Origin of the sequence: Bacillus swezeyi, from assembly GCF_030908325.1 — a bacterium.
Taxonomy (GTDB): domain Bacteria; phylum Bacillota; class Bacilli; order Bacillales; family Bacillaceae; genus Bacillus; species Bacillus swezeyi.
In genome coordinates, this window is sequence record NZ_CP133085.1 from 3,325,902 (window position 1) to 3,350,257 (window position 24,356).

Here is a 24,356-nt window from a genome sequence, read left to right on the forward strand (position 1 = left end):
ACGTTGGTATCCCAACGATTCTGGGGTTTTTGTTTACTCTGCTTTTTAGTATATCGTATTCTCCCCCATATCATTTACCTTAACCTCAAAAACAAAACCCCTCTCAATATGAAGGTTTTTTTGCTGGATTATAATGAGTTAATACTTAAGATAATCGATATCAGATAAAAATTTTGTTTGTCCCCTCCTTTCCTGTCTTCCGATAACTCAGCACGATCCTGAATGGGACCGGAGATGAAATCATCTTTGTAACATTCCCTAATGTTATCTAAAATTTCTTTATCAAAAACATAAAACGGTTGTTGAGGAACTTTTGTATCATGGTGTTGTTTTTGTTCAGCTTCTACTACTGAGATAGAGCTTAGTGAAAAACAGAAAAAACAACAATAAAATCATTTTTTATAAAAAAGGAGTTAGCGTTATGATGTTCGAAATAATCATGAAAGAGATTTGATCGACTGGAATATTGTCAGATGGGAGATTCATGATGAAAATGGATGACAAGATTCAAAAAAAGTATAGGGAGGAGCTCAAAAAACAGGAAAATCACAAAAGGTATACTATCGAAATGATGATTATCGTAACCATTATTGTGCTGATTGTTGCTCTTAATTTAATAATTCCTGAATTTTGAGCAAAGATTCCTCTTCCTAAAAAATTGAAACAGGATGAGAGTGCGTGTTGAATATAAACCAAAGGGGCAAATCAAAAATGGATCTTAAGAAGAGGGAGATTCAAAAAAAGTATAGAGACGAGATTCAAAAACAGAAGCAAGCTAAAGAGGATGAGAAACATTACACCAAAGAAGTAATCATTGTCATAACAATGATTGTGTTGTTTATTTATTTCTTTTACACTCTTCAAGGATTTTAATAAAGCTTGAGAATGTTATTGAATATAAGCCCCTCTCGGAGAGAAGGGCTCTTTCGATAGGTAACCCTTTTTCGATAATATCATCCGCAGACAGGCCTTCCGCAAAACACCTTTTGATCAGCTCAGGAAAAGTCAGATGTTCACACCAAGCTGCCGGAGATCGTCATGCTTATCAACATGAACCCTTTTCTCAATCATCTTACCGTTGGCTATTCGCAAAACGATAATTTAACGGTTTTTCCCGTTGCAGGAACACTGTCCAGCGGAACCTTCAAAGACAAAGTAAACGGCTGCTTGGATCGGCATTTTGAAGTCCGGAAAAGCAACGAAGTTTTTCTTTTTTGAGCTATAGGCCTTTCCCCCAGGCATAGGTGTATCAACCTGCGGATAGAATACAAAGTCTTTATGGAAAAAATCCCAGTGCTTCATTCGCTTCATAAAAACGTCTGACTCATTCTTTATTGGCTTCAACTGTCATGATGATCTTCCTTCTCCTATAGATTAAAATGTGTATGATTCACCGTCATCCGGCACTAAAACATGAGAGGAGATTCCTTTTTCTTGAATGAATGTTTTTAACTCTTCTCTTGATAATGTCCAATGATTGACAGCTTCCATATGGCTGGAAATGATTGTTGCGTTAGGGGCTGCTTTATACACTTCATAAATGTCCTCTTTCCCCATTACGAGAGAACCGCCTTCTAAGAATTGATTATCTCCGCCATTGACGACAATGATATCCGGCTGATGTGTATCGATCTCTTCTTGGACACCTTCATACCATACTGTATCTCCAGCTACATACAACGCTTTCTCATTTGAGTGCTTGAAAACAACGCCGCACACTTCACCGGCAAGCTTTAATATTTCTCCTCTTCCATGCTCGCCTCTTGTTTTGATTAATTGAATATTTTCAAAAACTGTATCTTCCGTTAAAACTTCTACATCTTGAAAACCGGCATTTCTCACTTCTTCAGCATCCGCTGTATTTTGGACAAACAGTTTGATATCTTTAGGCAACATTTCTTTGGCAGCATCATCAAAGTGGTCTAAATGCAGATGAGTGACAATGACAGCATCCAGATTCTTGATGATGTCGTCAATTGATGCCGGCAGGCTGACTAAAGGATTATTTTGATCTTGTCTTGCCGAATTTGGAAACGGGGGATAAGTGCCTTTCTCAGCCAGCATTGGATCTATTAAAAATGTTTTGTCTGCATATTTGACAATTAATGTCGCATTTCGAATTTGTTGAATATTCATGTTCATGGCTCCTTTTCTTTGAATTACAATCAGTTTATACTATGACCGTTTAACATTTACATAGATAAAATCAAGTCTTTTTTCCGTTTGACTTGATTTTTGAAAAAATGTATTTTACTTTGTCATTCCACACAAACCTTTTGAAAGGATTTGATCGAATGCTGGATCATACAGACAAGCGAATCTTAGAAGAATTATCCAATAATAGCCGTACTACGATGAAGGAATTAGGGGAAAAAGTTCATTTGACAGGACAGGCAGCCGCAACCAGGGTTGCTAAATTAGAGGATCAAGGAGTGATTGAAGGTTATACAATCAAAGTGAATCAAGTGAAACTCGGGTGTTTTATACATGCTTTTATCAATATCTATACAAAAAGTACTTATCACGAACCTTACCTTTCATTTTTAAAAACAGAGGAGAACTACATCATCAATAACTATAAAATCAGCGGGGATGGTTGTTATCTTCTTGAATGCAAGTTCCCGTCTCATGAACTGTTAGATCAATTTTTAATAGACTTAAACAAGCATGCAAACTACAAATTAGCGATTGTTATTAATAAATCGTAGATGAATGGGAAATACGGGGCAAGCATTCAATGAAAAAGAGGGTCGCGGGACCCTCATGATTTTAACCGCTTTGCTGTATCTTCCGTCTGATTCACTTGATTAAGGCCGGACGCTTGATGTTCAGCATGTTCATTTCGTTCTGTCTCAAGCTGCTTTTGATAATCTTCCATAAATTTTTCTTTTGCCGCAATGAACAAGTTCATTCTGAATTCCTCCCGATTAGAGAATGGAAACGCTTTACCTTCTACATCTATATTTTTGACATTTCCTGAATGAACATACATGAAACGTTTTGACACAAAAAACCCTTGCCGTTTGGCAAGAGTTTTTTTTCATTACTTGTAAGTCAGCAAGAAGTATTTCTTTTTGCCGCGGCGAATGACGGTAAACTGTCCTTCGATGCGGTCCTCGCTGCTGAGAACGCCGCTTACATCAGTCCGGCGCTCACCGTTAATGTATACGGCTCCGTTTGTGATGTCTTCACGGGCCTGGCGTTTCGAAGGCGACAGCTTTGATTGGACAAGTACATCGACGAGAGGCAGCTCATCCGTTTGCTCGAGTTCTAAAGAAGGAACCCCTTTAAAGCCGACCTTCACTTCCTCGGCTGTCAGCTGTTTGATATCGCCGCTGAACAGCGCTCTGGAAATATTAACAGCCTGGTCAAACGCTTCACGGCCATGGACGAGAACCGTCACTTCTTCAGCAAGGCGTTTTTGCGCCTCGCGTTTTTCAGGTGCAGCCTCCGTTTTTGCAGCCAGATCTTCAATTTCTTCTTTTGACAAAAAGGTGAAGTATTTTAGGTATTTGACAACATCCCTGTCATCTGTATTGATCCAGAATTGGTAAAATTCATACGCCGAGGTCTTCTCTTTATCGAGCCAGATCGCTCCGCCTTCTGTTTTTCCGAATTTCGTTCCATCCGCTTTTGTGACGAGCGGGATCGTCAAACCGAACGCTTTTGCGTTCTCTTCCGATTTGCGAATCAGCTCAAGACCTGAAGTGATATTGCCCCACTGGTCGCTGCCGCCGATCTGCAGCTTGCATCCGCTATTTCTGTACAGATTTAAGAAATCGAGCGACTGAAGGATCATATAGCTGAATTCAGTGTACGATATGCCCGATTCGATTCTGGAGCTTACCGTATCCTTGGCAAGCATGTAGTTGATGCCGAAGTTTTTGCCGACATCACGCAAGAAATCAATGACACTCATTTGGCCGATCCAGTCGAAGTTATTCGCCATGACCGCCGGATTCTCATCAGCTTTAAAATCAAGGAAACGGGATAGCTGATTTTTGATTTTCTGCGACCATTCGCGGACAATCTCTTCATTGTTCAATGTGCGCTCTGCTTTCTTTCCGCTCGGATCGCCGATCAGACCCGTCGCTCCGCCTACGAGTGCAATCGGGTGATGTCCGGCCAGCTGAAAGCGGCGAAGCATTAAGATCGGCAGTAAATGTCCGATATGGAGGCTGTCGGCCGTCGGGTCAAATCCGGAGTATAAGCTGATTTTGTCATTAGCCAGCAGCTCTCTCAGCCCTTCTTCATCCGTCTGCTGCTGAATCAGCCCCCGAAAGGATAAATCATCAAGTAAGTGTGTCATTATCATTAGCTCCTTTTTAAAAAATAAAAACGCCCCTTCGAATAAACGAAGGGACGATCAAATCGCGGTACCACCCTGCTTAAAAGAACACGAGACCGCGCTCTTTTCACTCTTGTTGATAACGGAAAACTTCCGTTCTTTTGCTACAAAGCGGGAGGCTTTTTCGCAAAAGCGGTTCGTGAGTGTAATTCAAACCATCCATATGTGCTGATTTTCACCGGCCATCAGCTCTCTAAGACAGGGAGGGATCGTTCTACTGGTCTCAGTCTTCACCTTTTATTATTTGACTAAATCTTTTTTAACATAATATTTTTGCTTTGTCAATGAAGGTCAGTCCTCCATCGTTGAAAGATCGCCGGCCGGAAGGTTCAGCTCCCACGCTTTCAGGACGCGCCTCATAATCTTTCCGCTTCTCGTTTTCGGCAGCTTATCTTTAAATTCGATTTCCCTTGGCGCGGCATGTGCGGCCAAGCCTTTCTTCACGAACTGCCTAATTTCCTCTTTTAATGAATCTGACGGCTCATATCCTTCTCTAAGAGCGATGAATGCTTTTATGATTTCTCCCCGGACGGGATCCGGTTTGCCAATGACGCCTGCTTCAGCGACAGCTTGATGTTCGAGAAGCTTGCTTTCCACTTCAAACGGACCGACGCGTTCGCCTGATGTCATAATGACATCATCAATTCGTCCCTGAAACCAAAAGTATCCGTCTTCATCCATATAGGCGGAATCTCCGGACACATACCAATCACCCGGCATAAAATAGGAGCTGTATTTTTCAGGATTGTTCCAGATGGCGTGCATCATCGACGGCCAGCCTTTTTTAATGGCGAGATTGCCCATTCTGTATGGCGGGAGCTCATTTCCCTGGTTGTCAACAATCGCAGCCTCGGTTCCAGGAAACGGCTTGCCCATCGAACCAGGCTTAATCTCTATGCAAGGATAGTTGCAAATCAGCTGTGCCCCTGTTTCCGTCATCCACCATGTATCATGAATCCGATTGTGAAAGACTTTATGCCCCCATCTGATCACTTCGGGGTTTAAAGGCTCGCCAACGCTTAAGACGTGTCTTAAAGAACTCAGGTTGTATTTGTTCGCGAGTTCGTCTCCGGCTCCCATCAGCATTCGGAAAGCCGTCGGCGCACTGTACCATACAGTCACTTCAAGCTGTTCAATCGTCTCATACCATGATTCAGGGCTGAACCTGCCGCCCACCACGACATTGGTTGCTCCATTCAGCCACGGTCCGAAAATGCCGTAAATGGTTCCGGTTACCCAGCCGGGATCCGCTGTACACCAATAGATGTCATCCTCCCGCAGATCAAGAACCCATTTGGCGGTCTGGTATTGCTGAATCATCGCTCTATGGACGTGGAGAACCCCTTTTGGCGCGCCGGTAGAGCCTGATGTATAGTGAAGCAGCATCCCGTCTTCCTGATCCATCCATGCAATCTCAAGATTGGTGTCTGTTTCCCCTGCTTTTGAAAAGTAATCGATAACAGGCCCTTCTTCCTTTACCCCTTCTCCGACGACCACGATCGATTCAAGATCCGGCAGCTCATCAGCAGGCACCCGCTCCAGCAGTTCGGGCGTCGTGACAATCACCTTTGCCCCGCTGTTTAAAAGCCTGTCTTTGACAGCCCCTTCCATAAACGCTTCAAATAAAGGTCCGACGATCGCTCCCAATTTGACAGCGCCGAGAATAATAAAATAAAGCTCGGGTGATCTCGGCATAAAGACAAACACACGGTCTCCCTTTTTGACATTGGCATGCTGCTTTAACACATTCCCAGCTTTATTTGTTTCATTTTTCATTTCTCGGAAGGTGTACTTTTCTTCGCGGACCGGATCTTTGTAGTAAAATGCCACTTTATTTTTCAAATTTGATTCAGCGTGGCGGTCGATAGCTTCATAAGCGGCATTCATTTTCCCCGTTTTGTGCCATGTAAAATTTTTTTCGGCATCTTTCCAGTCAAATGTACGGTATGCTTCATCATAGTCTTTTAAATTGTAGTTTCCCTTTTCGGCTGGCAACGCTTTCAATTCCATGCCCATCCCCCTTTGTTCGGTCATCAAAATATATTATAGTATAGATTTTTTATTTTCTCAATTTTTAAAAAATAGTATTCTTTTCTTTGAAAACGCTTAATATTTTGGTATGTTATGTATAAAAGACTTCAACTAAGATGTAAGGCGGTGGATACGTGGAGCATCACAAAACTTATCATGCCAAGGAATTGCACACCGAGAAAGGCGCCTTGCTGATAGAAGGCCCTATCAGCGCTGAAAAGCTTGCAGACTTTGAGTTTCATGCCGAGCTTACAGCCTTTCGCCCATCTCAAAAACAGCACGAAGCATTAATCGAAATCGCAGGGCTTCCCGAAGGACGGATTATCATCGCTCGTTTCCATCATACCATTGTAGGATATGTCACCTATGTTTATCCAGACACGCTTGAAAGGTGGTCTGAAGGAAACATGGAAAATTTAATTGAACTTGGCGCCATCGAGGTGATTCCAATGTTCAGAGGCCATTCCGTCGGAAAGACGCTTTTAGAGGTCAGCATGATGGATAAACAGATGGAAAAATACATTATCATTACGACCGAATATTACTGGCATTGGGACTTAAAGGGGACAAACAAAGATGTCTGGGAATACAGAAAGATGATGGAGAAGATGATGAATGCCGGAGGACTTGTCTGGTTTGCAACAGACGATCCGGAAATCAGTTCTCATCCCGCCAACTGTTTAATGGCCCGCATCGGAAAAGAGGTCAGTCAGGAATCGATCGAGCGGTTTGACAGGCTGCGATTCCACAATCGTTTTATGTATTAAGGGAGCAAAGGGGACCTAAGTATGATTGTTGAAAAAATCATGAAAAGGGATGTTGTGACACTTTCCAGAACAGATACGATAGAAGAAGCGATGAAACGAATGAGAACATTTCATATTAAGCACCTGCCGGTCATCAATGAACGGGGAACTGTCGTAGGCGTCGTAACAGACAGGGATGTGAAGAAAGCAAGCCCAAGTATATTTGCTCACAACAGCTCTGCCAAGGATCTGCAAAGACCGGTTGAACTGATCATGTCAAAAGAAGTGGTCACAGGTCATCCGCTTGATTTTGCCGAAGAAATTTCAGCCGTATTTTTCGAACATGACATCGGCTGCCTGCCGATCGTCAAAAACGGAAAGCTCGTCGGCATCGTAACAAAGTCAGACTTGCTTCATACATTTGTCCAGCTGACCGGCGCTCATTTTCCCGGCTCGCAAATCGAAATTAAAACCGAGGATATCACACAGGGCCTCGCCGATATCAGCCCAATATTCAGCAAGCGCCAAATCGGTATTTTAAGCGTGCTTGTTTATCCCGGTGAAGAAGAACATTCAAAAATTCTCGTATTTCGCGTACAAACGATGAATCCCGCCTCAATCATCAAAGACGTGAAAACCAAAGGGTATCAGGTTCTCTGGCCCGCAGAACAAAGGGATTTGCTATGAAGGACAGCGTGTTTGTATTCTCTCCTTCCTACCAAATTTATCAATTTCATCAAGACCATCCATTCAACCAGCTGAGAGTATATGTGACATATGACCTTTTAAACGCCTTGGGCGCGTTCGAACAGGGAGATATCGTCCCTCCGCGAATGGCGGTGGAATCCGAGCTCAGCCTTGTTCACACAAGCGATTATATCAGAGCCGTTCAGCTGGCCGGGGCGGGCAAACTGCCGGCCGCTGAAAGCGAGAGCTACGGACTTGGAACAGAGGATACACCCGTTTTTGCCGGTATGCACGAAGCCGCATCTCTTTTGGTTGGCGGAACGCTGACAGCCGCAGACTATGTGATGACCGGAAAGGCAAAACATGCCCTTAATTTAGGAGGCGGGCTTCATCACGGATTCAGAGGGAGAGCTTCAGGTTTTTGCGTATATAACGATAGTTCAGTCGTGATTCGCTACCTGCAGGAAAAGTATCACGCTAAAGTGTTATACATTGATACAGATGCCCATCACGGAGATGGCGTGCAATTCACGTTTTATGACGATCCATCTGTCTGCACTGTATCGATACATGAAACAGGCCGCTATCTTTTCCCTGGAACGGGTCAAGTTCAGGAACGCGGCCATGGAGAAGGCTATGGATACGCTTTTAACATCCCGCTAGATGCGTTCACTGAAGATGATTCTTTTCTTGACTCCTACCGAACGGCTGTCACTGAAATCGCTGAATTCTTCAAACCGGACGTCATATTGACGCAGAACGGTGCTGACGCTCATTTCTATGACCCGCTCACACACTTATGCACAACGATGAGAATTTATGAAGACATTCCAAAGCTTGCCCATGAATTGGCCCATACTTACTGCGGCGGGAGGTGGATTGCCGTCGGCGGCGGAGGCTATGATATTTGGCGTGTGGTGCCGCGTGCATGGGCAAGAATCTGGCTTGAAATGAAGGGCATCAAAGCAGAAGGAAACATGCCTGAAAAATGGCTGAAAAGATGGGAAAAACAAGCGTCGGTCCCGCTTCCTTCAGCATGGTGTGATCCGGAAGATTTATATCCTCCGATTCCAAGGAAAGCAGAAATTACAGAAAAAAATGCGCAAACCATTGCAAAAGCTCTTTTCCCGATTCGCTCTGCCCATCGCACCACATAAAAGGAGGCTTGCCGAAAAGTTTGTGAAAGACAGCTTGAACGACCAAGTTGTATCGTTTCATAAAGTATACAGCAGAATGATAGCCATCTTTTCATTAGGCCGTGCATTTTCAATAGCACTTCCGACAGCTTGAAAAACCTAGGGCACCTATGATTATCCTCCTCAAGTTCCATCCGAACACGCTTCATGACAGCTATAACATTGCCCTTTTACCCCTTTGCCTCGCGATAATGGAGCGAGGCTTCCGGCAAATCGCGATTTTTGAATTCAATACCGCTCTTCTGAAATACACGCGATCCTGAGTCGATCGTGTTCATTTATTCTTTCTTTTTTTAAAGTCATTCTCATACTGCTGAAGCCAGTCAGGATGAATTGGCGTGAAAAAAGGCCTTGCCCGCGGCAAGACCTTTATTTCTTTGTATTCAGTTTGCTGATCACGATTTCGACGCGCCTGTTTTCCTTCATATGGCTTTCAGTGCGATTGTCCCTGACCGGTTTTGTATCGGCGTACCCGACAGCGAGAAAGCGGGAAGAGTCGAGTTTTTCTTTTTCTGTAAAATATCCGATCACAGTGCTCGCCCTTGCTGCAGATAGCTCCCAGTTGGAAGGAAAGCGGTACGTGGAAATCGGACGGTTGTCTGTATGCCCCTCTACATTGATAGGATTGGACACCGTTTTCAGCAGTACGGCGATTTTATGCAAAAGCGGGTAAGCCTGATCCTTAATATCTGCTTTTCCCGAATCAAAGAGGACCGCTTCTTGAAGCACAAGGATGACGCCGCGTTCATCACGCTTAGCCGTGATAAGGCCTGAGAGCTGATTTTTTTCAATATAGTCATTGATCTTCTTTAATAAATCATCCTGACTGTCAGCCGCTTTTTTCGCATGCTGATCACGGCCCCGGTCTGTTTGTTCCGCCGCGGACTCCCCATCGGCTCTGTCCTGAAACGAACCTACCGCCGCTTTAAATTTATTTAAATCGATTTGCGACATTGAAAACAGTAAAATAAAGAACACGAGAATCAGCGTAATCAAATCCGAAAACGTGATGATCCAGTTGGACGATTTGCGGCCGGATTCGCGCTTTCTTCTTTCATGCCTAAGCTTCATGAGCCGGTCCTTTTTGCTTCATGTTTTCCGCATGCTTTTTTTTCCATTCTTCTTTGGAGCCGAATACGACGAGCTGGCTTTCAAGGTTGCGCGGATTTCTTCCTGACTGAATGCCGATGATTCCTTCTATCATCACCTGCTTCTTAAAGATTTCATTTTCCGTCTTTTCTTCAAGCTTTGCAGCGATTGGAATAAACAGCATGTTGGATAGAAGTGATCCATAGAGCGTCGTCAAAAGGGCGATGGCCATGTTCGGACCGAGCGTTTCAGGTTTGTTCAGATTTTTAAGCATCATCACAAGTCCGACGAGGGTTCCGATCATTCCCCATGCAGGCGCAAACTCCCCAGCTTTTTCAAAGACTCTTCTTCCCTTTCTGTGCCTTTCTTCCATCGCAGCGATTTCCGCGTTCATCACATTGCGGATCGTCTCCTCATCCCAGCCGTCGATGGCCAAAAGAAGCCCTTTTTTTAAAAAGGGGTCATTCATTTCATTCACATCTGCGTCCAAGGATAAGATGCCCTGTTTGCGCGCCTGCTCAGAAAGCGTCACAAAGGTTTTAACCAAATCCCGCACATCATCATCTTCCGAAACAAATACCTGCTTCAGCACAGATGGCGCTTTTTTTAGATCTTTCGGAGAAAAACTGACAAATACAGCCGCGCATAATCCGCCTGTCACGATAAAAAAGGACGTTAAATCAATAAATGAATAAAAACCGGAAAGACCCGCTCCTGAGACCACGCCGATCACTAAAATGAAAATACCTAAAATAAAACCGACCGGTGTAAGATAATCAAATCGTTTCATTTTTTACATTCTCTCCAGCTCAAGGAAAAGAAAGCAAGGCATTCACGAAAACTTGTGAACACTTGCTTTCTTTCTTGTTTAATTTTGTTTTTTTAGGATTTTGTAGATTGTCTTAATTCAATTCGATGCGGCAGCTGGACAATGTGCTCTTCGACTTCTTCCTTGTTCATCAGCTTTGTCAGAAGTCTCATAGCCACGGCACCGATGTCATATGTCGGCTGAACGACTGTCGAGAGCTGCGGACGAACCATTAGTGAAAGTCTTGTATTGTCAAATCCGATGACCTCAAGGTCTTCCGGAATTGATAGTCCTTTGTCCTGTGCGGCATGAACGATTCCAAGCGCCATTTCATCTGTGGCAGAAAGGACAGCCGTCGGTTTTTCATCAAGCTTCATGAGCGCCTCCAGCGCTTCCATCCCGGAATCGTACGTATAGTCGCCTTCTGCAACATACTCTTCTTTAAATTCGAGGCCATGATCCTTGAGCGCTCTTTTGAAGCCCTGAAGCTTCTTGACTTTATTGATCGGCTCAATCAGCGGGCCGGCTACAAACGCCAGCCGTTTATGGCCTTTTTCGATCATCATGCTCGCTGCATCATAAATGGCCTGCTCATAATCGATTGCAACGGAAGGCGTTTCTCCTTTTTCTTCAACAGACGCCGCAAGCACAATCGGTACAGGTGAACGTTTAAATTCTTCAACATGGTCTTCCGTTACATTTCCGCTCATAAATACGATTCCGTCGACTTGCTTTCCGAGCATCGTATTGAGGAGATGCAGTTCTTTGTCCATATTTTGATCAGAGTTGCTCAAAATAATGTTGTATTTGTACATCGTAGCAATATCTTCAATTCCTCTGGCCAGCTCTGAATAAAAGATACTGGAAATATCAGGGATAATCACACCGACAGTTGTCGTTTTTTTGCTTGCCAGGCCTCTGGCCACAGCGTTTGGACGATACCCGAGACGCTCGATGGCTTCAAGCACCTTTTTTCTCGTCGTCGGCTTTACATTCGGATTTCCGTTGACCACTCGTGAAACTGTCGCCATACTTACATTTGCTTCTCGTGCCACATCATATATTGTCACATTACTCATTTTTACCACTCCTTCAACTGGGTACACTTTTCTTATTCTATAGCATAAACATTTTCATGTAGAGAAATGTCAAAATGTCATACTTTATGTAAAATAAACGGAAGACCAGTTTACATTATTTTTCATAATTGTTCAAAGCAAAAGGTTCTCTTCTGAAATTATACACGGTTTTACCTAATATGAAAACGTTCCCTTTATTTTTATAATTAATTTAAATAGGAAAAAACAACTTTTAATTAAAAATAAGAATTTTTTTCGACAATTTTTAAATACAAAAAAGGACCGCTTGTCGAGAGCGGTCCAAAATGGATTTGATAAATTATGCTTTGACCTGAACCAGCGGCTTCAGCTCATTCAGCCACTTTTCAAATGTCGGAATATCCATTTGCTGTGCAGAGTCGGAAAGCGCGACAGATGGATCAGGATGAACTTCGGCCATTACGCCGTCAGCTCCGATCGCAAGCGCTGCTTTTGCCGTAGGGAGCAAGAGGTCGCGACGTCCTGTTGAATGAGTGACATCCACGAATACCGGAAGATGCGTTTCCTGTTTAAGAATCGGTACAGCTGAAATATCCAAAGTATTTCTCGTCGCTGTTTCGTACGTTCTGATCCCGCGCTCGCAAAGGATGATTTGATCGTTTCCTTGTGACATGATGTACTCCGCCGCATTGATGAATTCCTTCAATGTAGCAGCAAGCCCGCGTTTTAAAAGGACAGGCTTTTTCACGGAACCAGCCGCTTTTAACAGCTCGAAGTTTTGCATGTTGCGGGCTCCGATTTGGATGACATCGATGTAGTCAATCGCTTCTTCAATATGCTGTGGATTGACGATTTCACTGATGACAGCCAGATCATACTCATCAGCAACACGTTTTAAGATTTTTAAGCCTTCGACACCAAGCCCCTGGAAATCATAAGGGCTTGTACGCGGTTTGAAGGCTCCGCCGCGAAGCAGTTTCAAGCCTTGTTTTTTAGCCGCTGCTGCCACTTCGGCAACTTGGTCGTAGCTTTCAACCGCACATGGACCGACGATGAACCTTTGTTCACCATCGCCGATTTTTTCGCCTTTTAGATCAACAATTGTATTTTCAGGCTTTTTCTTGCGCGAAACAAGGAGCGCCTTGCTGTGATCATCTTCCTGCAGTTCAAGCCCCGCTTTAAAAATCTCTTTGAAAATATGCTGAATTGTGGAGTTTTCAAATGGACCATCATTATTTTCAATAATGTTGTTCAGCATCGTTCTTTCTCTGACCGGATCATAGCGATTGATCCCTTGGGCTTCCTTCGCTTTTCCAATCTCTTGGACAATTCTTCCTCTTTCATTAATCAGCTTTAAAATCTGCAAGTTTAATTCATTCGCCTGCTGCCTCAGCATATCTAGTTCAGTATTGCTCATATTATTCATCCTTTCTTTTGGCTTCATCCTGTATGAGATAATAAATGATTCAATTGATTAGGGTTAATTATAAACAATGTTTGATAAAATGTCACGAAAAAATTCTTTATTACCCAAACGCTTTTAAGCGATAAAGTATAATATGCGATTGATCCCTTGCTGTGTAGGTATTTATCGCGGATCTTCAAAAAAAGAAAAAAAAAGAATCATGTATTGATTCTTTAACTTGATTGTCTGTAAAGCCGCTGTATCTCGGTTTCTACGGTATATACCCGCTGATTCAAAGCTGCGGTCTTATCATCGACATATTCAGTTATGTTATCTGTAAATTGCCCCATGCTTTCGATGATGTTTTTTTGGAGCTGTTCCTGTCCTTTTTTCACGTCTTTTACATCTGCTTCAAGGCGGTCAAGCCGCTTGTCCACTTCATTGAAGCGCTCATCCATTGCGGTGAAACGTTCATCCACTTCATTGAAGCGCTCGTCCACTGCGTTGAAACGCTCGTCCACTTCATTGAAGCGCTCATCCACTGCGTTGAAACGTTCGTCCACTTCATTGAAGCGCTCGTCCACTGCGTTGAAACGCTCGTCCACTTCATTGAAGCGCTCGTCCACTGCGTTGAAACGCTCGTCCACTTCATTGAAGCGCTCATCCATTTTGCCTAAACGCTTATCTATTCCATCCAAGCGCTGATTGATCGGATTGAGTTCTTCCTTTAGAACGGATTGAAGCATGTCCTTTAATTCGTTGCTCATCACATCACCTCCCGCTTGCTTTATTATATCGCAGAACGATGGTTCAAACGATGCATTTTCGTAAAAAGGCATTTCCAGTAGGTAAAAGCCTCAAGATCAAAAAAAAAAGACCAATACGCTGATGCGAATTGGTCTTTTTTCATTAATGCCTATTTGCTGTTTTCTGCAAGAGCCTGTGCGGTAATCTGTGAATGGGAGGCATGCCATTTTACTTTGCCGTTTGTGAAAATGATGGCTTGAGGGCTTTCATGCTTAATCCCGTAATGTTCAGCTATATAGTTTGATAACGGACGGCTTTCCTGCACCTGTAAATAATATGTGGGATAGTCTTCATGCTGATTGGCGAAAGCTTCAAATTCATCAAAAGCGCGCCTGCTGATCGGGCATGTAATACTGTGTTTCAAAAAGATAAACGTATCATTCTGTTCTACAAGCCGTTTAAATTCATCCTCTGTTTGAATGAGCTGCTTTGACATGATATCTCCCTTTCCGCATTTATTTCTGGGCCGTATCTGCTGTTTCCCTTGCTTCATTCTCGATTTCGTTTTTGGCATCCTCAGCTGTTTCTTCGATTGCAGAGGATGCTTCTGCCTTCATCTCATCAGCTTTTTCGGCACCTTTGCTTCGCAAATCTTTGACTTTATCCATGAACTGAGATGATTGATCAGCTACAAGCTGTGAAATAGAAGATGTTTTTTCCTTTGCGATACTGACATATTCCGAGCCTTTTTCTCTCGCTTCATTTGTCAGCTTGCCTGTTTTGTCTTTCAGAACAACGGCCTGGTTTCCGATATCATCGCGAAGCTCCTTGCCTGATTTCGGCGCCAGAAACAAAGCTGCCGCTGCCCCGATGATCCCTCCAACAAATGTACCGACGAGAAAATCTTTCGTATTCATTCCATCTTTACTCATTTATAATTCCTCCTTCATCTTCTTTCGTTTCCATTTATTCCAAATTTCTAAAGCTGCATTGCTCCAGCTGACAACTTGAGAAATTTTTTCACGGTTTTGCTCTGTTGCTGATGTGACAGAGTCAGACACCTGCTGAATTGAACTGTTAAACTGCCGGACGGAAGTTCCGACTTCTTGAACAGCGTCAACAACCGTATTCAATTTCAAAGATTTTTGCTGAATGTCATCCGCGAGACGATTTGTTTTATGTAGGAGCTCTGTTGTTTCATCCGTAATACCCTTCATCTGTCCTTCAAGCCCTTCTAAGGTCGATGCGACATTATTCAGCGTCATTTGAAGGGATTTTAATGTCTTTGATAAATAAATAACTAAAATAAGAAAAGCAACGGCAATGAGTGCGGCGCTTAAATAAAGAATAATAATCATCTAATCCTCCTCAAGCTATAGGCTTATAATTGATGTATACCCAATTGATCAAATTGTAAACCTCTTTATATATTTTTTCTACACATTTAGATAAAATCCTTTAACCAATTGTCTGCCTCGATATGTACAAAAAAGCAGCGGATTGACTCACACTGCCTTTTGTATGTTATGCTAATACATTTTCATATGCTCTTAAATACTTTTGAATATCTCCTGCACCCATGAAAATCAAAACGCCATTTTCATGTTCTTTTAAAATGGATGTATCATTTTCATCAATCAGCTTCGCCTGCCCGATTCTTTCCTGCAGATCAGTGATCGTCAGCTTTCCTGCGTTTTCACGGGCTGATCCGAATATATCGCAAAGATATACGTAATCGGCTTTCTTCAAGCTTTCGGCAAATTCATTCATGAAAGATTGTGTCCGGGTAAAAGTATGCGGCTGAAATACCGCGACAATGTCTCTGTCGGGATACTTTTGTCTTGCAGCTTCGATCGTCACCGTGATTTCTGTCGGATGATGGGCGTAATCGTCAATCAGAACTTGGTTTCCGATGATTTTTTCATTAAATCTCCGCTTTACACCGCCAAAGGTTTTAAGCCCTTCTTTAATAATGTCGACATCCACTTGCTCGTAATGGCAAAGCGCGATGACAGATAATGCATTCAAAACGTTATGGCTTCCGTAAGCCGGTATATAGAACGTGTCATAGAAAGTATTTCGGACGAAAACATCAAAGGTTGTGCCTTCCGTGTTTTTGATGACGTTTCTCGCCTGAAAATCATTTTCCTCCGCAAAGCCGTAGTAAACGACCGGAACATTTGCATGGATTTTCATCAAATACTCGTCGTCTCCGCAAGCGATGATCCCTTTGTTTACCTGAAGAGCCATCGTTTGAAACGCATCAAATACATCGTCAATATTTGCGAAATAGTCAGGGTGGTCAAAATCAATATTTGTCATGATGGCATAATCCGGCTGATAGCTCAGAAAATGCCTCCTGTATTCACAGGCTTCAAGGACGAAATATTCGCTGTTTTCGCAGCCTTTACCCGTACCGTCTCCGATTAAATAAGAAGTCGGTTTCGCTTTTTGGATCACATGGGATAAAAGCCCTGTTGTTGAAGTTTTGCCATGCGCCCCTGTAACGGCAATGCTTGTAAACTTTTTCAGGTAGTCCCCGAGAAATTTATGATAGCGCACGACAGGCAGGCCTTCGGCACGCGCTTTTTCAATTTCGGGATGAGTATCAGGAAAGGCGTTCCCTGCAATAACTGTCATTCCCGGCTTAATGTTTTCGGGATCAAAAGGATAAATAGAAATTTTTCTTTCTTCTAATGCAGTCTGTGTAAAAATGTACTTTTCGATATCCGATCCTTGGACAGTATATCCATTATCATGGAGAATTTGGGCAAGCGGACTCATACCTGTCCCTTTTATTCCTACAAAATGATAAACAGTCATAATTGTACCTCCAACAAACGTCTATCTGCTTTCCAGTATATGACGCTTATTTCAATTTGCAACCTAAAGCCCGGCCGCATCAATTTTCTCTTCTAAGTGTTAACTATATTCAGTATCAGGCATTTTTAAGAGTGAATAAACCTTTTCGATGAAGGATTTTTTGAATCCTTCGGCAATCCTCTTAAAAACGGATTAAAACGCCGCGGGCGGCGCTTTAATATGCGGCGCTGCAAAAAACACGCCCATCAGCTATCATACCATGTTTAGCTGAAAAGTGAACTACTTTCTATCAGCTGTTCCAGATCGGCCTTTGTCATCAGCACTTCTCTCGGCTTGCTACCTTTTGCCTCCGATATCATGCCTTCTCTTTCCATCATATCGATCAATCTGGCAGCTCTGTTATAGCCGATGCGGAAACGGCGCTGCAGGCTGGAGGTGCTGGCGCTGTTCTGTTCAACGGTAAATTCGCATGCTTCAAGAAACAGTTCGTCCTGGTCAAATCCAGCCGGATTCTGTCTGACCAGCTCTTCTTGTTCAAATAAATAGGATGGCTTCTGCTGCTGTCTGACGTGTGAGACGACCCGGTCAATCTCATGATCGGATACAAAGTTTCCCTGAAGTCGGACCGGTTTGCCTGATCCATTCTCCAAGAGGAGCATGTCTCCTTTTCCAAGAAGCTTTTCCGCTCCCGCCATATCGATAATCGTTCGTGAATCGACACCGCTTGAAACGGAAAACGCGATTCTGGTCGGAATATTGGCTTTAATCAAGCCGGTGATGACGTCAACAGACGGCCGCTGCGTCGCAATTAAAAGGTGGATGCCGCATGCTCTGGCCTTTTGGGCGATTCGGCAGATGCTTTCCTCCACTTCGTTCGGAGCAACCATCATTAAATCGGCAAGTTCATCAATCACCACGACAAGGTATGGAAGTTTTTCGCCCATATTCTTTTCATGAACCTTTTCATTGAAACGCTCGATTTCCCGAACGCCGGAATGAGCAAATAATTCATAGCGCCGCTCCATTTCTTCGACCACCCATTTCAAAGCAGCCGTAGCCGCTTTAGCGTCTGTAATGACAGGGCTGACAAGGTGCGGAATTTCATTATACGGAGCAAGCTCCACCATTTTAGGGTCGATGAGCAGAAGCTTCACTTCTGAAGGCGCCGCTTTAAACAGCAGGCTGACTAAAATCGTGTTGATACATACGCTTTTTCCTGATCCGGTAGCGCCCGCGATCAGCCCGTGAGGCATTTTTTTCAGGTCTGCCACGACAGGCTTTCCGGAAATATCAAGGCCGAGAGCCGCCGTCAAAGGCGACGGATTCGTTCTGAATTCCGGGCTTCGAATCATTTCGCGCAAATAAACCATTTTGCTATGTAAATTTGGAACTTCGATTCCGATTGTATTCTTTCCGGGAATCGGCGCCTCGATGCGGATGTCTTTCGCTGATAAGCTCAGTTTAATATCATCCGATAAGTTTGTGATTTTATTGACTTTCACACCGGGCTCAGGGTGCACTTCAAATCTCGTCACAGAAGGCCCTTGTGTAACATGAACGACATTTGCTTTAACATTAAAGTTTTCAAGCGTCACATCCAAGAGCTCCCGCTGCTCGTTTATCCATGCATGATCATCCTGCTTTTGGGCCGGCGGTATATCAAGCAGGGACATATTAGGAAACTGGTATCCTGGAGATACCTTTTCTTTTTGTTTATCTGACGAGAACATCATCACATTAAACGGAACAGAGCCCTGCTGCGTTTTTGGTGCGGTTTTTGTTTTTTGTTTCAATGAAGCTGCCGGAGCTTCATCTGCTTTGTCATTTGCTTGACCGGCCTCTGACTGCTGACCGTGATGGCCGCTGTCTATTTGATCAGCCTTTACTTTATCATGCTGCTGGACTTCCTCGTCATTCTGCCTATTGGCAGATTCGGACTCGCTTTGCCCAGGTTCCTTAGGCATTTTATCTTCTGCTGATACCTCTTCACCTTCTAAAAGCGCCTCCGGCCGGGAAGACATTGCAGCTTCACTTTTCTCAGGTGCACCGATTGATTCAGCAGACGGCTCTTCTTGAACTGCGATGTCTGAAGATTGATATGCGGATGACTGTGTTTCCCCGAAGAAGCTTTGGCTCTTCTCAATGCCTTCTGCCGGCAGCTGATCGATTTCTTCAGCTTCTGCAGCGCAGCTGAGTTTTTCTGGGGGCGCCTCTTCCTGCTCCTCTTGAACAGGCTCTTTTTCTGCTTCTTCAGCCCTCGGCTGACCGATCTCGTTGCCTTTCATACCGATCGGCATTTCGGCAGCTGCTCCCTGCTGGAAATGATCCTGCTGAGCGAGTTCTTCTTCCGCTTCTTCTACCTCTGCCGGCGAATGGGCGTATTCTGCGGCTTTTTCTGTACTGTTCAGCAGCCCCGCTGCGGCTTTTTCCTGCTGAACAGGCGCTTCTTCTGCCAGCTGATGAGTTTCTTTATCATCGTTCAGCGGTCCTGTTGCTGCATCTTCCTGGCCACTGTCCTGCTGAGCAGCCTTCTTTGTCTCGGAAAAGCGCTCGGCTTTTTCGACTTCTTCTGTCTGGAAATGTTGTTCAGTTTCTTCAGTTTTTTTATTCGTTCCGGAAAGTGCCGTGTCTTGATAGGCTGACGGCGGCTTTTTTTCGGTGAGGTCCTGTTCTTTTTTAATTTCTTCAGTAAAAAGCGTTACGTGTGCTTCTTTTTGTTTCTTGCCGCTGTACGGTTCGTTTTTTGGCAAATCGTTTGGCCTGACCTTTTTTTGTTCGTTAAAACCGTAAACCGGTGAAGGTATGACAGACGGTCTAAAAGGCTTTTTCGCCGATTTTTTGACCTCTTCGTTTGAAAAACCGGATGTTGGCTGATAACCTGAAGGATGGCTGTCGGAGCGTCGGCTCCTTGCTTGGCGTCCTTCGCTTTTTTCCCTTTGCTGGGACTTATGATCAGGTATCACAGGAAAACGGAATTTGCCTTTTGGGTATTCATATACGACTTTTGCATCCGAAATTTGCGGCAGTTCTTCATTTTCTTCAAAAGACGAAGCTGACACCGACTCATCTGTCTGTTTCGTCTGTTTTTCACTATTTTCATCATCGCCTAGAAACAGGCTGAACATTTTATTAAACCAGCTCATGAATCATCACTCTCTAACTCTCCCTTAAATTTTTCGGGGACGATTTTTAGTATACCATTGCTTCACCCGCCAGAAAAGAACAAGGTCACCCCTGTCCGCCCGCCGAATAGAAAAACCGCCAAGTTTGTCTACCCAGCGGCTTTCTTTTTACATGTATTCGAAAGTTTTGTTCATTTTATGCCGTTTTAAAATGTAAAGGTTTCCCCGACCTCATGGCTTTCATCAAGCACGAGAATTCCTTTTTCCCTCGGTACATCAGGAAGGTTCAGTTCTTTTGCAGAGCAGATCATGCCGCTTGATGCCACTCCCCTGAGTTCCGCATCTTTGATGATCATGCCGCTTGGCATGACGGCTCCGACTTTTGCTACGACGACTTTCTGCCCTGCCTCGACATTCGGCGCTCCGCAGACGATCTGGAGTGTCTCGCTGCCTACGTTCACTTTGCAGACGCTCAATTTATCGGCATTCGGATGTTTCACTTTTTCTTCGACAGATCCGATGACAAATTTCGGAGACAGATCGACTGTCAGCTCGTCTTTCAGCCCGTTGCGGACCAAAATTTCGTTTACATCCTGAACAAAGCTCTCAGAAAGGGCGATTGAACCGCTTTCCGCGATGTTCATATAGGATGATGCATTAAAAATGTTGTAGCCTGAAGTTTCCTTCGTTTCTTTATGAAAAATTTTGACGACATCTCTATAGATCTCAAATGCGATGTCTTCACGGGCAATGTCATGAAGGGCGATCAAAAGCGTATCGCCTACTCCTTCTTTGTTATAAAATACATTCATCAAAAAATTCCTTTCTGCCGTTACTTTTTAGGGCGGTTTTTAGCCAGTATAAAAATCGGTTCGAGCTTTCCTTCCTCATATAAAAAGGAGAGCGCCGTAATCGGCACCGTACCGTTTGCAAAAAAGCTCATCGACATTTGCCCGAGAATATCGTACCCGGCATTATTGCGGATATCGGCTATAATGAGCACATCTTGATGAGGGACTGAAACCGCAAGCGCTCCCTGCGCATTTTTTTCATACTCCGCGAGAATAGATTCATTTAAAACACGGCTGGCATCATAGCCATCGTTGGCTCTAAAAAAGTAAAAATGATTGTCTGCGACAACATCTTCTTTGACAACCGTGCGAAGCGAGCGGAGGTTAAAGGAAGCCGTTTCCCTGATTCTTTCCTTTGACCAGCCTTCTTTCTCAAGCATTTTCTCGTCAATCAGCCGATACGTATTGCCGAGATCAAGGGCATAATAAATCCTCGTCTCAGCCGTATGGTCATCGAAAATCAGCGGGATGCCTGCGCTCGACTTCTGCGGAAATGATGTCGAGCGAATAACGGGATAAATCAGGCTTTCCCGTCCCTCCATTTCCTGTGATTGGCCTTTCATCGCATTGAGCGCTTCTTTTGTATAATAGACAACTTCGTCGATGGCTTCTTCTTTTCTCTGCTCCCATTTCGCGATAATGCCCGGCAGCTCGAGTGTAATGCCTTTTTCCGTATTTTTGTCTTCGATCCTCAACGTATCTTTTTCTCTGTCGAAATGAAAAGACCAGCTGTCATTTTGCAAACGTTTTTTTAAAATATCGGAAAGTTTCCTTGACGTCATTTTCATAGAGGAACTCTCCTTTCTGCTACTTTTTCAGCGAATCTGTCAAAAACTGCTCGATTTCCTCTTTCGTTTTTCGGTCTTTGCTGACAAAGCGGTTGATTTCGTTTCCGTTTTTAAATGCGAGAAAACTTGGAATTCCGAAAATGTTCCACTCGGCGCATGTATCGATAAATTTATCGCGGTCAACATAGCAGAATGTAAACTCCGGATAGTTTGCTTCAAGCTCTGGCAAAAACGGCTCTACAAAACGGCAGTCAGGACACCAGTCAGCCGAAAACATCAAAAGTGACAAATCATCATTTATAGCTTTTTTCAATTCTTCATGAGATTCGATTGTTTTCAAAATCAACGCCTCCAATATATATTCTGATCATCCACTCGGATCATACCAGACAAGCGGCTCTATAGCCAGACTTTTGCAGTATATGAACGTATCTTTATGTATCATACCCGTTTTGCGCAGGGACAACCTTGCCTTAAAACCTCCTTCATATCATTAGCATAATTTTTTTGCTTTATCAAGCCATTCTCGTTTAACATGATGAATGAAAGGGTAAGAATATTCGTTAAGGCGTCGCGTCTAACGTTCAGGCGCGCGTCTCGATCCTATGAAAGTCAGGAGGAGGATGTATGGAATTTGTCATTTATCTTGCCGGAGAAATACATAGCAACTGGCGCGAAGAAGTGAAAGAAAAGGCGAAATCTCTTAAACTGCCGATTACATTTGTAGGGCCTATGGAAAACCATGACCGTTCCGACAATATCGGTGAAGAAATTATGGGAAAACAGCCCGATTCGATTGCAAAAGACGATGCAGCATCAGATCTAAACAATTTCAGAACTTCCGTTTTAATGAACAAAGCAGATGTGGTGATCGCGCTTTTCGGAGAAAAATATAAACAATGGAATACAGCTATGGATGCTTCTTACGCTATAGCAAAAGGAAAACCGCTGATCATCATCCGCCCCGAGTCTCTCCACCATCCATTGAAAGAATTGTCGAACAAAGCGAATATCACAGTTGAAACCGTGAACCAGGCGATCAAATCACTATCATACGTATTTGAAAGCCAATAAAAGAAGAACCTGTGCAAACCGCACAGGTTCTTCTTGTTCAGCCGTTTTGCAAAATCGATTTGACCAGGGAGCTGTCACAATCTTTCACAAGCTTAATGAGCAGCTCTTTTGCCGCTTGGTAATCATCAACATGAATGATTGAGGCCGATGTGTGGATATATCTTGAACAGATTCCGATCACGGCTGAAGGGATTCCTTGGTTGGAAATATGAACCCTTCCGGCATCGGTTCCGCCCGGGGAAACAAAGTATTGGTAAGGAATGTCGTTGGATTCAGCGGTATCCAGCACAAAATTCCTCATTTCACTGTGCGTCACCATCGTCCGGTCGAAAATCCTCAGCAGCACCCCTTTTCCGAGCTGGCCAAATTGATTTTTGTCCCCGCTCGCATCATTTGCAGGACTTGCATCAAGCGCAAAAAACAGATCCGGCTGAATCATATTGGCCGCAGTCTGAGCGCCTCTTGTGCCGACTTCTTCCTGTACGGTCGCACCGGAATACAGCGTATTCGGGAGTTCTGTACCTTGCAGTTCTTTCAGGAGTTCGATGCTCAGCCCGCAGCCATAGCGATTATCCCAAGCTTTCGCCATGATTTTCTTTTCATTCGCCATCGGGGTAAACGGGCAGATCGGCACGATTTGCTGACCCGGTTTGACGCCGATTTTTTCGGCATCTTCCCTGTCATCTGCACCGATATCGATCATCATGTTTTTAATGTCCATCGGGCGCTTCCGCTGTTCATCTGTTAACAAATGCGGAGGCGTGCTTGCGACAACCCCGGGTATCGGCCCGTTTTCAGTATGAATTTCCACCCGCTGTGCCAAGAGAACCTGGCTCCACCATCCGCCAAGCGTTTGGAACCGGAGCATGCCGTTGTCTGTGATGGATGTAACCATAAACCCTACTTCATCCATATGACCCGCAACCATTATTTTCGGGCTGCCTTCCCGGCCGTTTTTTACGCCAAACACACTTCCGAGTCTGTCCTGAATCAACTCGTCAGCATATTTTTGAAGCTCCTTTTTCATGAAAGCACGGACAAGATGTTCATTTCCAGGAGCTCCGGGTAGCTCTGTCAGCGTCTGAAAAAGCGTTTTCGTTTCCTGATTCATCAGTTTCCCTCATTTCTTATGTATCTAGTTCACATTTTACATAAGTGTGCAGCATGTTTCCAGAAGAGAGCCGATCCTTAACATTAATGGACATGTTCTGTATAATAAAAAAAAGAAGCTTTGGAGGTGCTGTATATTATGAAATTGCGCCATTTTCTTCTGGGGGCCGGAATCGGCATCGCCGCAGCCGTTGTTGTTAAACAATATGTCATGACACCTTATATTTCTTCAGAAAAAGCTCTCCGCATCGTCAAATCGGCTTTTAAGCAGAGAGGGCCGATTGACGGCTCATGGATATATACCGTTCCAGAGTCATATACCGTCAATGGCGAAACCGTAACGGTTTATAAAACAGGCATTACCCGTTCCGCTTTTGGAGAGCTTGAGCAATATGAAGTCATGGTTGACGCAAAAACAGGTATGATCGTTGATGTGATTGACACAGCGGCGTAATGTAAAAGATGCGGCTTGA

Annotated in this window: 27 protein-coding genes and 1 other annotated feature; of the genes, 9 read left to right on the plus strand and 18 right to left on the minus strand. The window is 43.9% G+C overall.

From position 1 onward, the window contains the following. Nucleotides 1-487: 487 nt before the first annotated feature. The 3 genes from RBH91_RS16455 (at nucleotide 488) to RBH91_RS16465 (ending at nucleotide 1,218) form a co-directional block, all read left to right on the plus strand. Nucleotides 488-634: a hypothetical protein gene (locus tag RBH91_RS16455; RefSeq protein WP_164470239.1), complete on the plus strand. Its 147-nt coding sequence runs from the start codon at nucleotides 488-490 to the stop codon at nucleotides 632-634. Nucleotides 635-711: 77 nt separating this feature from the next. Continuing rightward, nucleotides 712-873, plus strand: a complete 162-nt coding sequence (locus tag RBH91_RS16460; protein WP_094777328.1) for a hypothetical protein — start codon at nucleotides 712-714, stop codon at nucleotides 871-873. A gap of 165 nt (nucleotides 874-1,038) precedes the next feature. Beyond that, nucleotides 1,039-1,218 carry a hypothetical protein gene (locus RBH91_RS16465; RefSeq protein WP_307892243.1) on the plus strand — a complete coding sequence of 60 codons (180 nt, stop codon included), beginning with the start codon at nucleotides 1,039-1,041 and terminating at the stop codon, nucleotides 1,216-1,218. 156 nt (nucleotides 1,219-1,374) lie between these two features. On the opposite strand, the gene RBH91_RS16470 is transcribed toward RBH91_RS16465, so the two are convergent. Continuing rightward, nucleotides 1,375-2,136, minus strand: a complete 762-nt coding sequence (locus tag RBH91_RS16470; RefSeq protein ID WP_307892244.1) for an MBL fold metallo-hydrolase — start codon at nucleotides 2,134-2,136, stop codon at nucleotides 1,375-1,377. 158 nt (nucleotides 2,137-2,294) lie between these two features. Between RBH91_RS16470 and RBH91_RS16475 the strand changes: the two genes are divergently transcribed. After that, complete coding sequence (locus RBH91_RS16475; protein WP_307892245.1) at nucleotides 2,295-2,708, plus strand: Lrp/AsnC family transcriptional regulator; 414 nt, start codon at nucleotides 2,295-2,297, stop codon at nucleotides 2,706-2,708. Nucleotides 2,709-2,761: 53 nt separating this feature from the next. On the opposite strand, the gene RBH91_RS16480 is transcribed toward RBH91_RS16475, so the two are convergent. The 3 genes from RBH91_RS16480 to acsA all read right to left on the minus strand — a co-directional run bounded on the left by RBH91_RS16480 (nucleotide 2,762) and on the right by acsA (nucleotide 6,358). Next, a complete protein-coding gene (locus tag RBH91_RS16480; RefSeq protein ID WP_307892246.1) occupies nucleotides 2,762-2,911 on the minus strand; it encodes a hypothetical protein in 150 nt (49 codons plus the stop codon). A gap of 132 nt (nucleotides 2,912-3,043) precedes the next feature. After that, on the minus strand, nucleotides 3,044-4,309 hold the full coding sequence (gene tyrS / locus RBH91_RS16485) for a tyrosine--tRNA ligase (RefSeq protein WP_307892247.1): 1,266 nt from the start codon (nucleotides 4,307-4,309) through the stop codon (nucleotides 3,044-3,046). Nucleotides 4,310-4,355: 46 nt separating this feature from the next. Continuing rightward, nucleotides 4,356-4,588, minus strand: a binding site (T-box leader). 51 nt (nucleotides 4,589-4,639) lie between these two features. Beyond that, complete coding sequence (gene acsA, locus RBH91_RS16490) at nucleotides 4,640-6,358, minus strand: acetate--CoA ligase (RefSeq protein ID WP_307892248.1); 1,719 nt, start codon at nucleotides 6,356-6,358, stop codon at nucleotides 4,640-4,642. Between the two features lie 155 nt (nucleotides 6,359-6,513). On the opposite strand from acsA, the gene RBH91_RS16495 reads away from it, so the two are divergent. From RBH91_RS16495 to RBH91_RS16505, 3 genes are read left to right on the plus strand one after another with little or no spacing between them, the layout of a single operon-like run. Next, on the plus strand, nucleotides 6,514-7,146 hold the full coding sequence (locus RBH91_RS16495) for a GNAT family N-acetyltransferase (protein ID WP_307892249.1): 633 nt from the start codon (nucleotides 6,514-6,516) through the stop codon (nucleotides 7,144-7,146). A 21-nt stretch (nucleotides 7,147-7,167) separates the two neighbouring features. Beyond that, the gene (locus RBH91_RS16500) at nucleotides 7,168-7,812 is read left to right on the plus strand and encodes an acetoin utilization AcuB family protein (protein WP_307892250.1); all 645 of its coding nucleotides are present in this window, start codon (nucleotides 7,168-7,170) and stop codon (nucleotides 7,810-7,812) included. Continuing rightward, entirely contained in the window at nucleotides 7,809-8,969 is a 1,161-nt protein-coding gene (locus RBH91_RS16505) for an acetoin utilization protein AcuC (protein ID WP_076761429.1), read from the plus strand. The genes RBH91_RS16500 and RBH91_RS16505 overlap by 4 nt, the downstream gene beginning before the upstream one ends. A gap of 408 nt (nucleotides 8,970-9,377) precedes the next feature. On the opposite strand, the gene motS is transcribed toward RBH91_RS16505, so the two are convergent. From motS to RBH91_RS16570, 13 genes are all read right to left on the minus strand, one after another. Further along, entirely contained in the window at nucleotides 9,378-10,079 is a 702-nt protein-coding gene (gene motS, locus RBH91_RS16510; RefSeq protein WP_307892251.1) for a flagellar motor protein MotS, read from the minus strand. Next, a complete protein-coding gene (gene motP, locus RBH91_RS16515; protein ID WP_307892252.1) occupies nucleotides 10,069-10,887 on the minus strand; it encodes a flagellar motor protein MotP in 819 nt (272 codons plus the stop codon). The genes motS and motP overlap by 11 nt, the downstream gene beginning before the upstream one ends. A 92-nt stretch (nucleotides 10,888-10,979) precedes the next feature. Then, nucleotides 10,980-11,984, minus strand: coding sequence for a catabolite control protein A (gene ccpA, locus RBH91_RS16520; RefSeq protein ID WP_307892253.1), 1,005 nt, complete (start codon nucleotides 11,982-11,984; stop codon nucleotides 10,980-10,982). Between the two features lie 319 nt (nucleotides 11,985-12,303). Then, nucleotides 12,304-13,380 carry a bifunctional 3-deoxy-7-phosphoheptulonate synthase/chorismate mutase gene (locus tag RBH91_RS16525; RefSeq protein WP_076761425.1) on the minus strand — a complete coding sequence of 359 codons (1,077 nt, stop codon included), beginning with the start codon at nucleotides 13,378-13,380 and terminating at the stop codon, nucleotides 12,304-12,306. Nucleotides 13,381-13,601: 221 nt separating this feature from the next. Next, on the minus strand, nucleotides 13,602-14,135 hold the full coding sequence (locus RBH91_RS16530; RefSeq protein WP_307892254.1) for a hypothetical protein: 534 nt from the start codon (nucleotides 14,133-14,135) through the stop codon (nucleotides 13,602-13,604). Nucleotides 14,136-14,284: 149 nt separating this feature from the next. Then, nucleotides 14,285-14,611, minus strand: coding sequence for a bacillithiol system redox-active protein YtxJ (gene ytxJ, locus RBH91_RS16535; RefSeq protein WP_307892255.1), 327 nt, complete (start codon nucleotides 14,609-14,611; stop codon nucleotides 14,285-14,287). Between the two features lie 19 nt (nucleotides 14,612-14,630). Then, nucleotides 14,631-15,047, minus strand: a complete 417-nt coding sequence (locus tag RBH91_RS16540) for a YtxH domain-containing protein (RefSeq protein ID WP_307892256.1) — start codon at nucleotides 15,045-15,047, stop codon at nucleotides 14,631-14,633. After that, a complete protein-coding gene (locus RBH91_RS16545; RefSeq protein ID WP_307892257.1) occupies nucleotides 15,048-15,473 on the minus strand; it encodes a DUF948 domain-containing protein in 426 nt (141 codons plus the stop codon). A 166-nt stretch (nucleotides 15,474-15,639) separates the two neighbouring features. After that, complete coding sequence (gene murC / locus RBH91_RS16550; RefSeq protein WP_307892258.1) at nucleotides 15,640-16,938, minus strand: UDP-N-acetylmuramate--L-alanine ligase; 1,299 nt, start codon at nucleotides 16,936-16,938, stop codon at nucleotides 15,640-15,642. 263 nt (nucleotides 16,939-17,201) lie between these two features. Beyond that, the gene (locus RBH91_RS16555) at nucleotides 17,202-20,081 is read right to left on the minus strand and encodes a DNA translocase FtsK (RefSeq protein ID WP_307892259.1); all 2,880 of its coding nucleotides are present in this window, start codon (nucleotides 20,079-20,081) and stop codon (nucleotides 17,202-17,204) included. A gap of 185 nt (nucleotides 20,082-20,266) precedes the next feature. Further along, nucleotides 20,267-20,872: a YtpR family tRNA-binding protein gene (gene ytpR, locus RBH91_RS16560; RefSeq protein ID WP_307892260.1), complete on the minus strand. Its 606-nt coding sequence runs from the start codon at nucleotides 20,870-20,872 to the stop codon at nucleotides 20,267-20,269. 20 nt (nucleotides 20,873-20,892) lie between these two features. Further along, nucleotides 20,893-21,699: a DUF1444 domain-containing protein gene (locus tag RBH91_RS16565; protein ID WP_076761417.1), complete on the minus strand. Its 807-nt coding sequence runs from the start codon at nucleotides 21,697-21,699 to the stop codon at nucleotides 20,893-20,895. A gap of 19 nt (nucleotides 21,700-21,718) precedes the next feature. Beyond that, on the minus strand, nucleotides 21,719-22,039 hold the full coding sequence (locus RBH91_RS16570; RefSeq protein WP_076761416.1) for a thioredoxin family protein: 321 nt from the start codon (nucleotides 22,037-22,039) through the stop codon (nucleotides 21,719-21,721). Between the two features lie 287 nt (nucleotides 22,040-22,326). Between RBH91_RS16570 and RBH91_RS16575 the strand changes: the two genes are divergently transcribed. Next, entirely contained in the window at nucleotides 22,327-22,773 is a 447-nt protein-coding gene (locus RBH91_RS16575) for a YtoQ family protein (RefSeq protein WP_076761415.1), read from the plus strand. A 37-nt stretch (nucleotides 22,774-22,810) separates the two neighbouring features. On the opposite strand, the gene RBH91_RS16580 is transcribed toward RBH91_RS16575, so the two are convergent. Further along, on the minus strand, nucleotides 22,811-23,884 hold the full coding sequence (locus tag RBH91_RS16580) for a M42 family metallopeptidase (protein ID WP_076761414.1): 1,074 nt from the start codon (nucleotides 23,882-23,884) through the stop codon (nucleotides 22,811-22,813). A 138-nt stretch (nucleotides 23,885-24,022) separates the two neighbouring features. On the opposite strand from RBH91_RS16580, the gene RBH91_RS16585 reads away from it, so the two are divergent. Continuing rightward, the gene (locus RBH91_RS16585; protein ID WP_076761413.1) at nucleotides 24,023-24,337 is read left to right on the plus strand and encodes a PepSY domain-containing protein; all 315 of its coding nucleotides are present in this window, start codon (nucleotides 24,023-24,025) and stop codon (nucleotides 24,335-24,337) included. Nucleotides 24,338-24,356: the final 19 nt, after the last annotated feature.

What these genes read in the sequence shown, in the direction of transcription:
- RBH91_RS16455 (WP_164470239.1), top strand. Translation starts at nt 488, where the DNA reads ATGAAAATGGATGACAAGATTCAAAAAAAGTATAGGGAGGAGCTCAAA.
- RBH91_RS16460 (WP_094777328.1), top strand. Translation starts at nt 712, where the DNA reads ATGGATCTTAAGAAGAGGGAGATTCAAAAAAAGTATAGAGACGAGATT.
- RBH91_RS16465 (WP_307892243.1), top strand. Translation starts at nt 1,039, where the DNA reads ATGCTTATCAACATGAACCCTTTTCTCAATCATCTTACCGTTGGCTAT.
- RBH91_RS16470 (WP_307892244.1), bottom strand. Translation starts at nt 2,136, where the DNA reads ATGAATATTCAACAAATTCGAAATGCGACATTAATTGTCAAATATGCA.
- RBH91_RS16475 (WP_307892245.1), top strand. Translation starts at nt 2,295, where the DNA reads ATGCTGGATCATACAGACAAGCGAATCTTAGAAGAATTATCCAATAAT.
- RBH91_RS16480 (WP_307892246.1), bottom strand. Translation starts at nt 2,911, where the DNA reads ATGAACTTGTTCATTGCGGCAAAAGAAAAATTTATGGAAGATTATCAA.
- tyrS (WP_307892247.1), bottom strand. Translation starts at nt 4,309, where the DNA reads ATGACACACTTACTTGATGATTTATCCTTTCGGGGGCTGATTCAGCAG.
- acsA (WP_307892248.1), bottom strand. Translation starts at nt 6,358, where the DNA reads ATGGAATTGAAAGCGTTGCCAGCCGAAAAGGGAAACTACAATTTAAAA.
- RBH91_RS16500 (WP_307892250.1), top strand. Translation starts at nt 7,168, where the DNA reads ATGATTGTTGAAAAAATCATGAAAAGGGATGTTGTGACACTTTCCAGA.
- RBH91_RS16505 (WP_076761429.1), top strand. Translation starts at nt 7,809, where the DNA reads ATGAAGGACAGCGTGTTTGTATTCTCTCCTTCCTACCAAATTTATCAA.
- motS (WP_307892251.1), bottom strand. Translation starts at nt 10,079, where the DNA reads ATGAAGCTTAGGCATGAAAGAAGAAAGCGCGAATCCGGCCGCAAATCG.
- motP (WP_307892252.1), bottom strand. Translation starts at nt 10,887, where the DNA reads ATGAAACGATTTGATTATCTTACACCGGTCGGTTTTATTTTAGGTATT.
- ccpA (WP_307892253.1), bottom strand. Translation starts at nt 11,984, where the DNA reads ATGAGTAATGTGACAATATATGATGTGGCACGAGAAGCAAATGTAAGT.
- RBH91_RS16525 (WP_076761425.1), bottom strand. Translation starts at nt 13,380, where the DNA reads ATGAGCAATACTGAACTAGATATGCTGAGGCAGCAGGCGAATGAATTA.
- RBH91_RS16530 (WP_307892254.1), bottom strand. Translation starts at nt 14,135, where the DNA reads ATGAGCAACGAATTAAAGGACATGCTTCAATCCGTTCTAAAGGAAGAA.
- ytxJ (WP_307892255.1), bottom strand. Translation starts at nt 14,611, where the DNA reads ATGTCAAAGCAGCTCATTCAAACAGAGGATGAATTTAAACGGCTTGTA.
- RBH91_RS16540 (WP_307892256.1), bottom strand. Translation starts at nt 15,047, where the DNA reads ATGAGTAAAGATGGAATGAATACGAAAGATTTTCTCGTCGGTACATTT.
- RBH91_RS16545 (WP_307892257.1), bottom strand. Translation starts at nt 15,473, where the DNA reads ATGATTATTATTCTTTATTTAAGCGCCGCACTCATTGCCGTTGCTTTT.
- murC (WP_307892258.1), bottom strand. Translation starts at nt 16,938, where the DNA reads ATGACTGTTTATCATTTTGTAGGAATAAAAGGGACAGGTATGAGTCCG.
- RBH91_RS16555 (WP_307892259.1), bottom strand. Translation starts at nt 20,081, where the DNA reads ATGAGCTGGTTTAATAAAATGTTCAGCCTGTTTCTAGGCGATGATGAA.
- ytpR (WP_307892260.1), bottom strand. Translation starts at nt 20,872, where the DNA reads ATGAATGTATTTTATAACAAAGAAGGAGTAGGCGATACGCTTTTGATC.
- RBH91_RS16565 (WP_076761417.1), bottom strand. Translation starts at nt 21,699, where the DNA reads ATGAAAATGACGTCAAGGAAACTTTCCGATATTTTAAAAAAACGTTTG.
- RBH91_RS16575 (WP_076761415.1), top strand. Translation starts at nt 22,327, where the DNA reads ATGGAATTTGTCATTTATCTTGCCGGAGAAATACATAGCAACTGGCGC.
- RBH91_RS16580 (WP_076761414.1), bottom strand. Translation starts at nt 23,884, where the DNA reads ATGAATCAGGAAACGAAAACGCTTTTTCAGACGCTGACAGAGCTACCC.
- RBH91_RS16585 (WP_076761413.1), top strand. Translation starts at nt 24,023, where the DNA reads ATGAAATTGCGCCATTTTCTTCTGGGGGCCGGAATCGGCATCGCCGCA.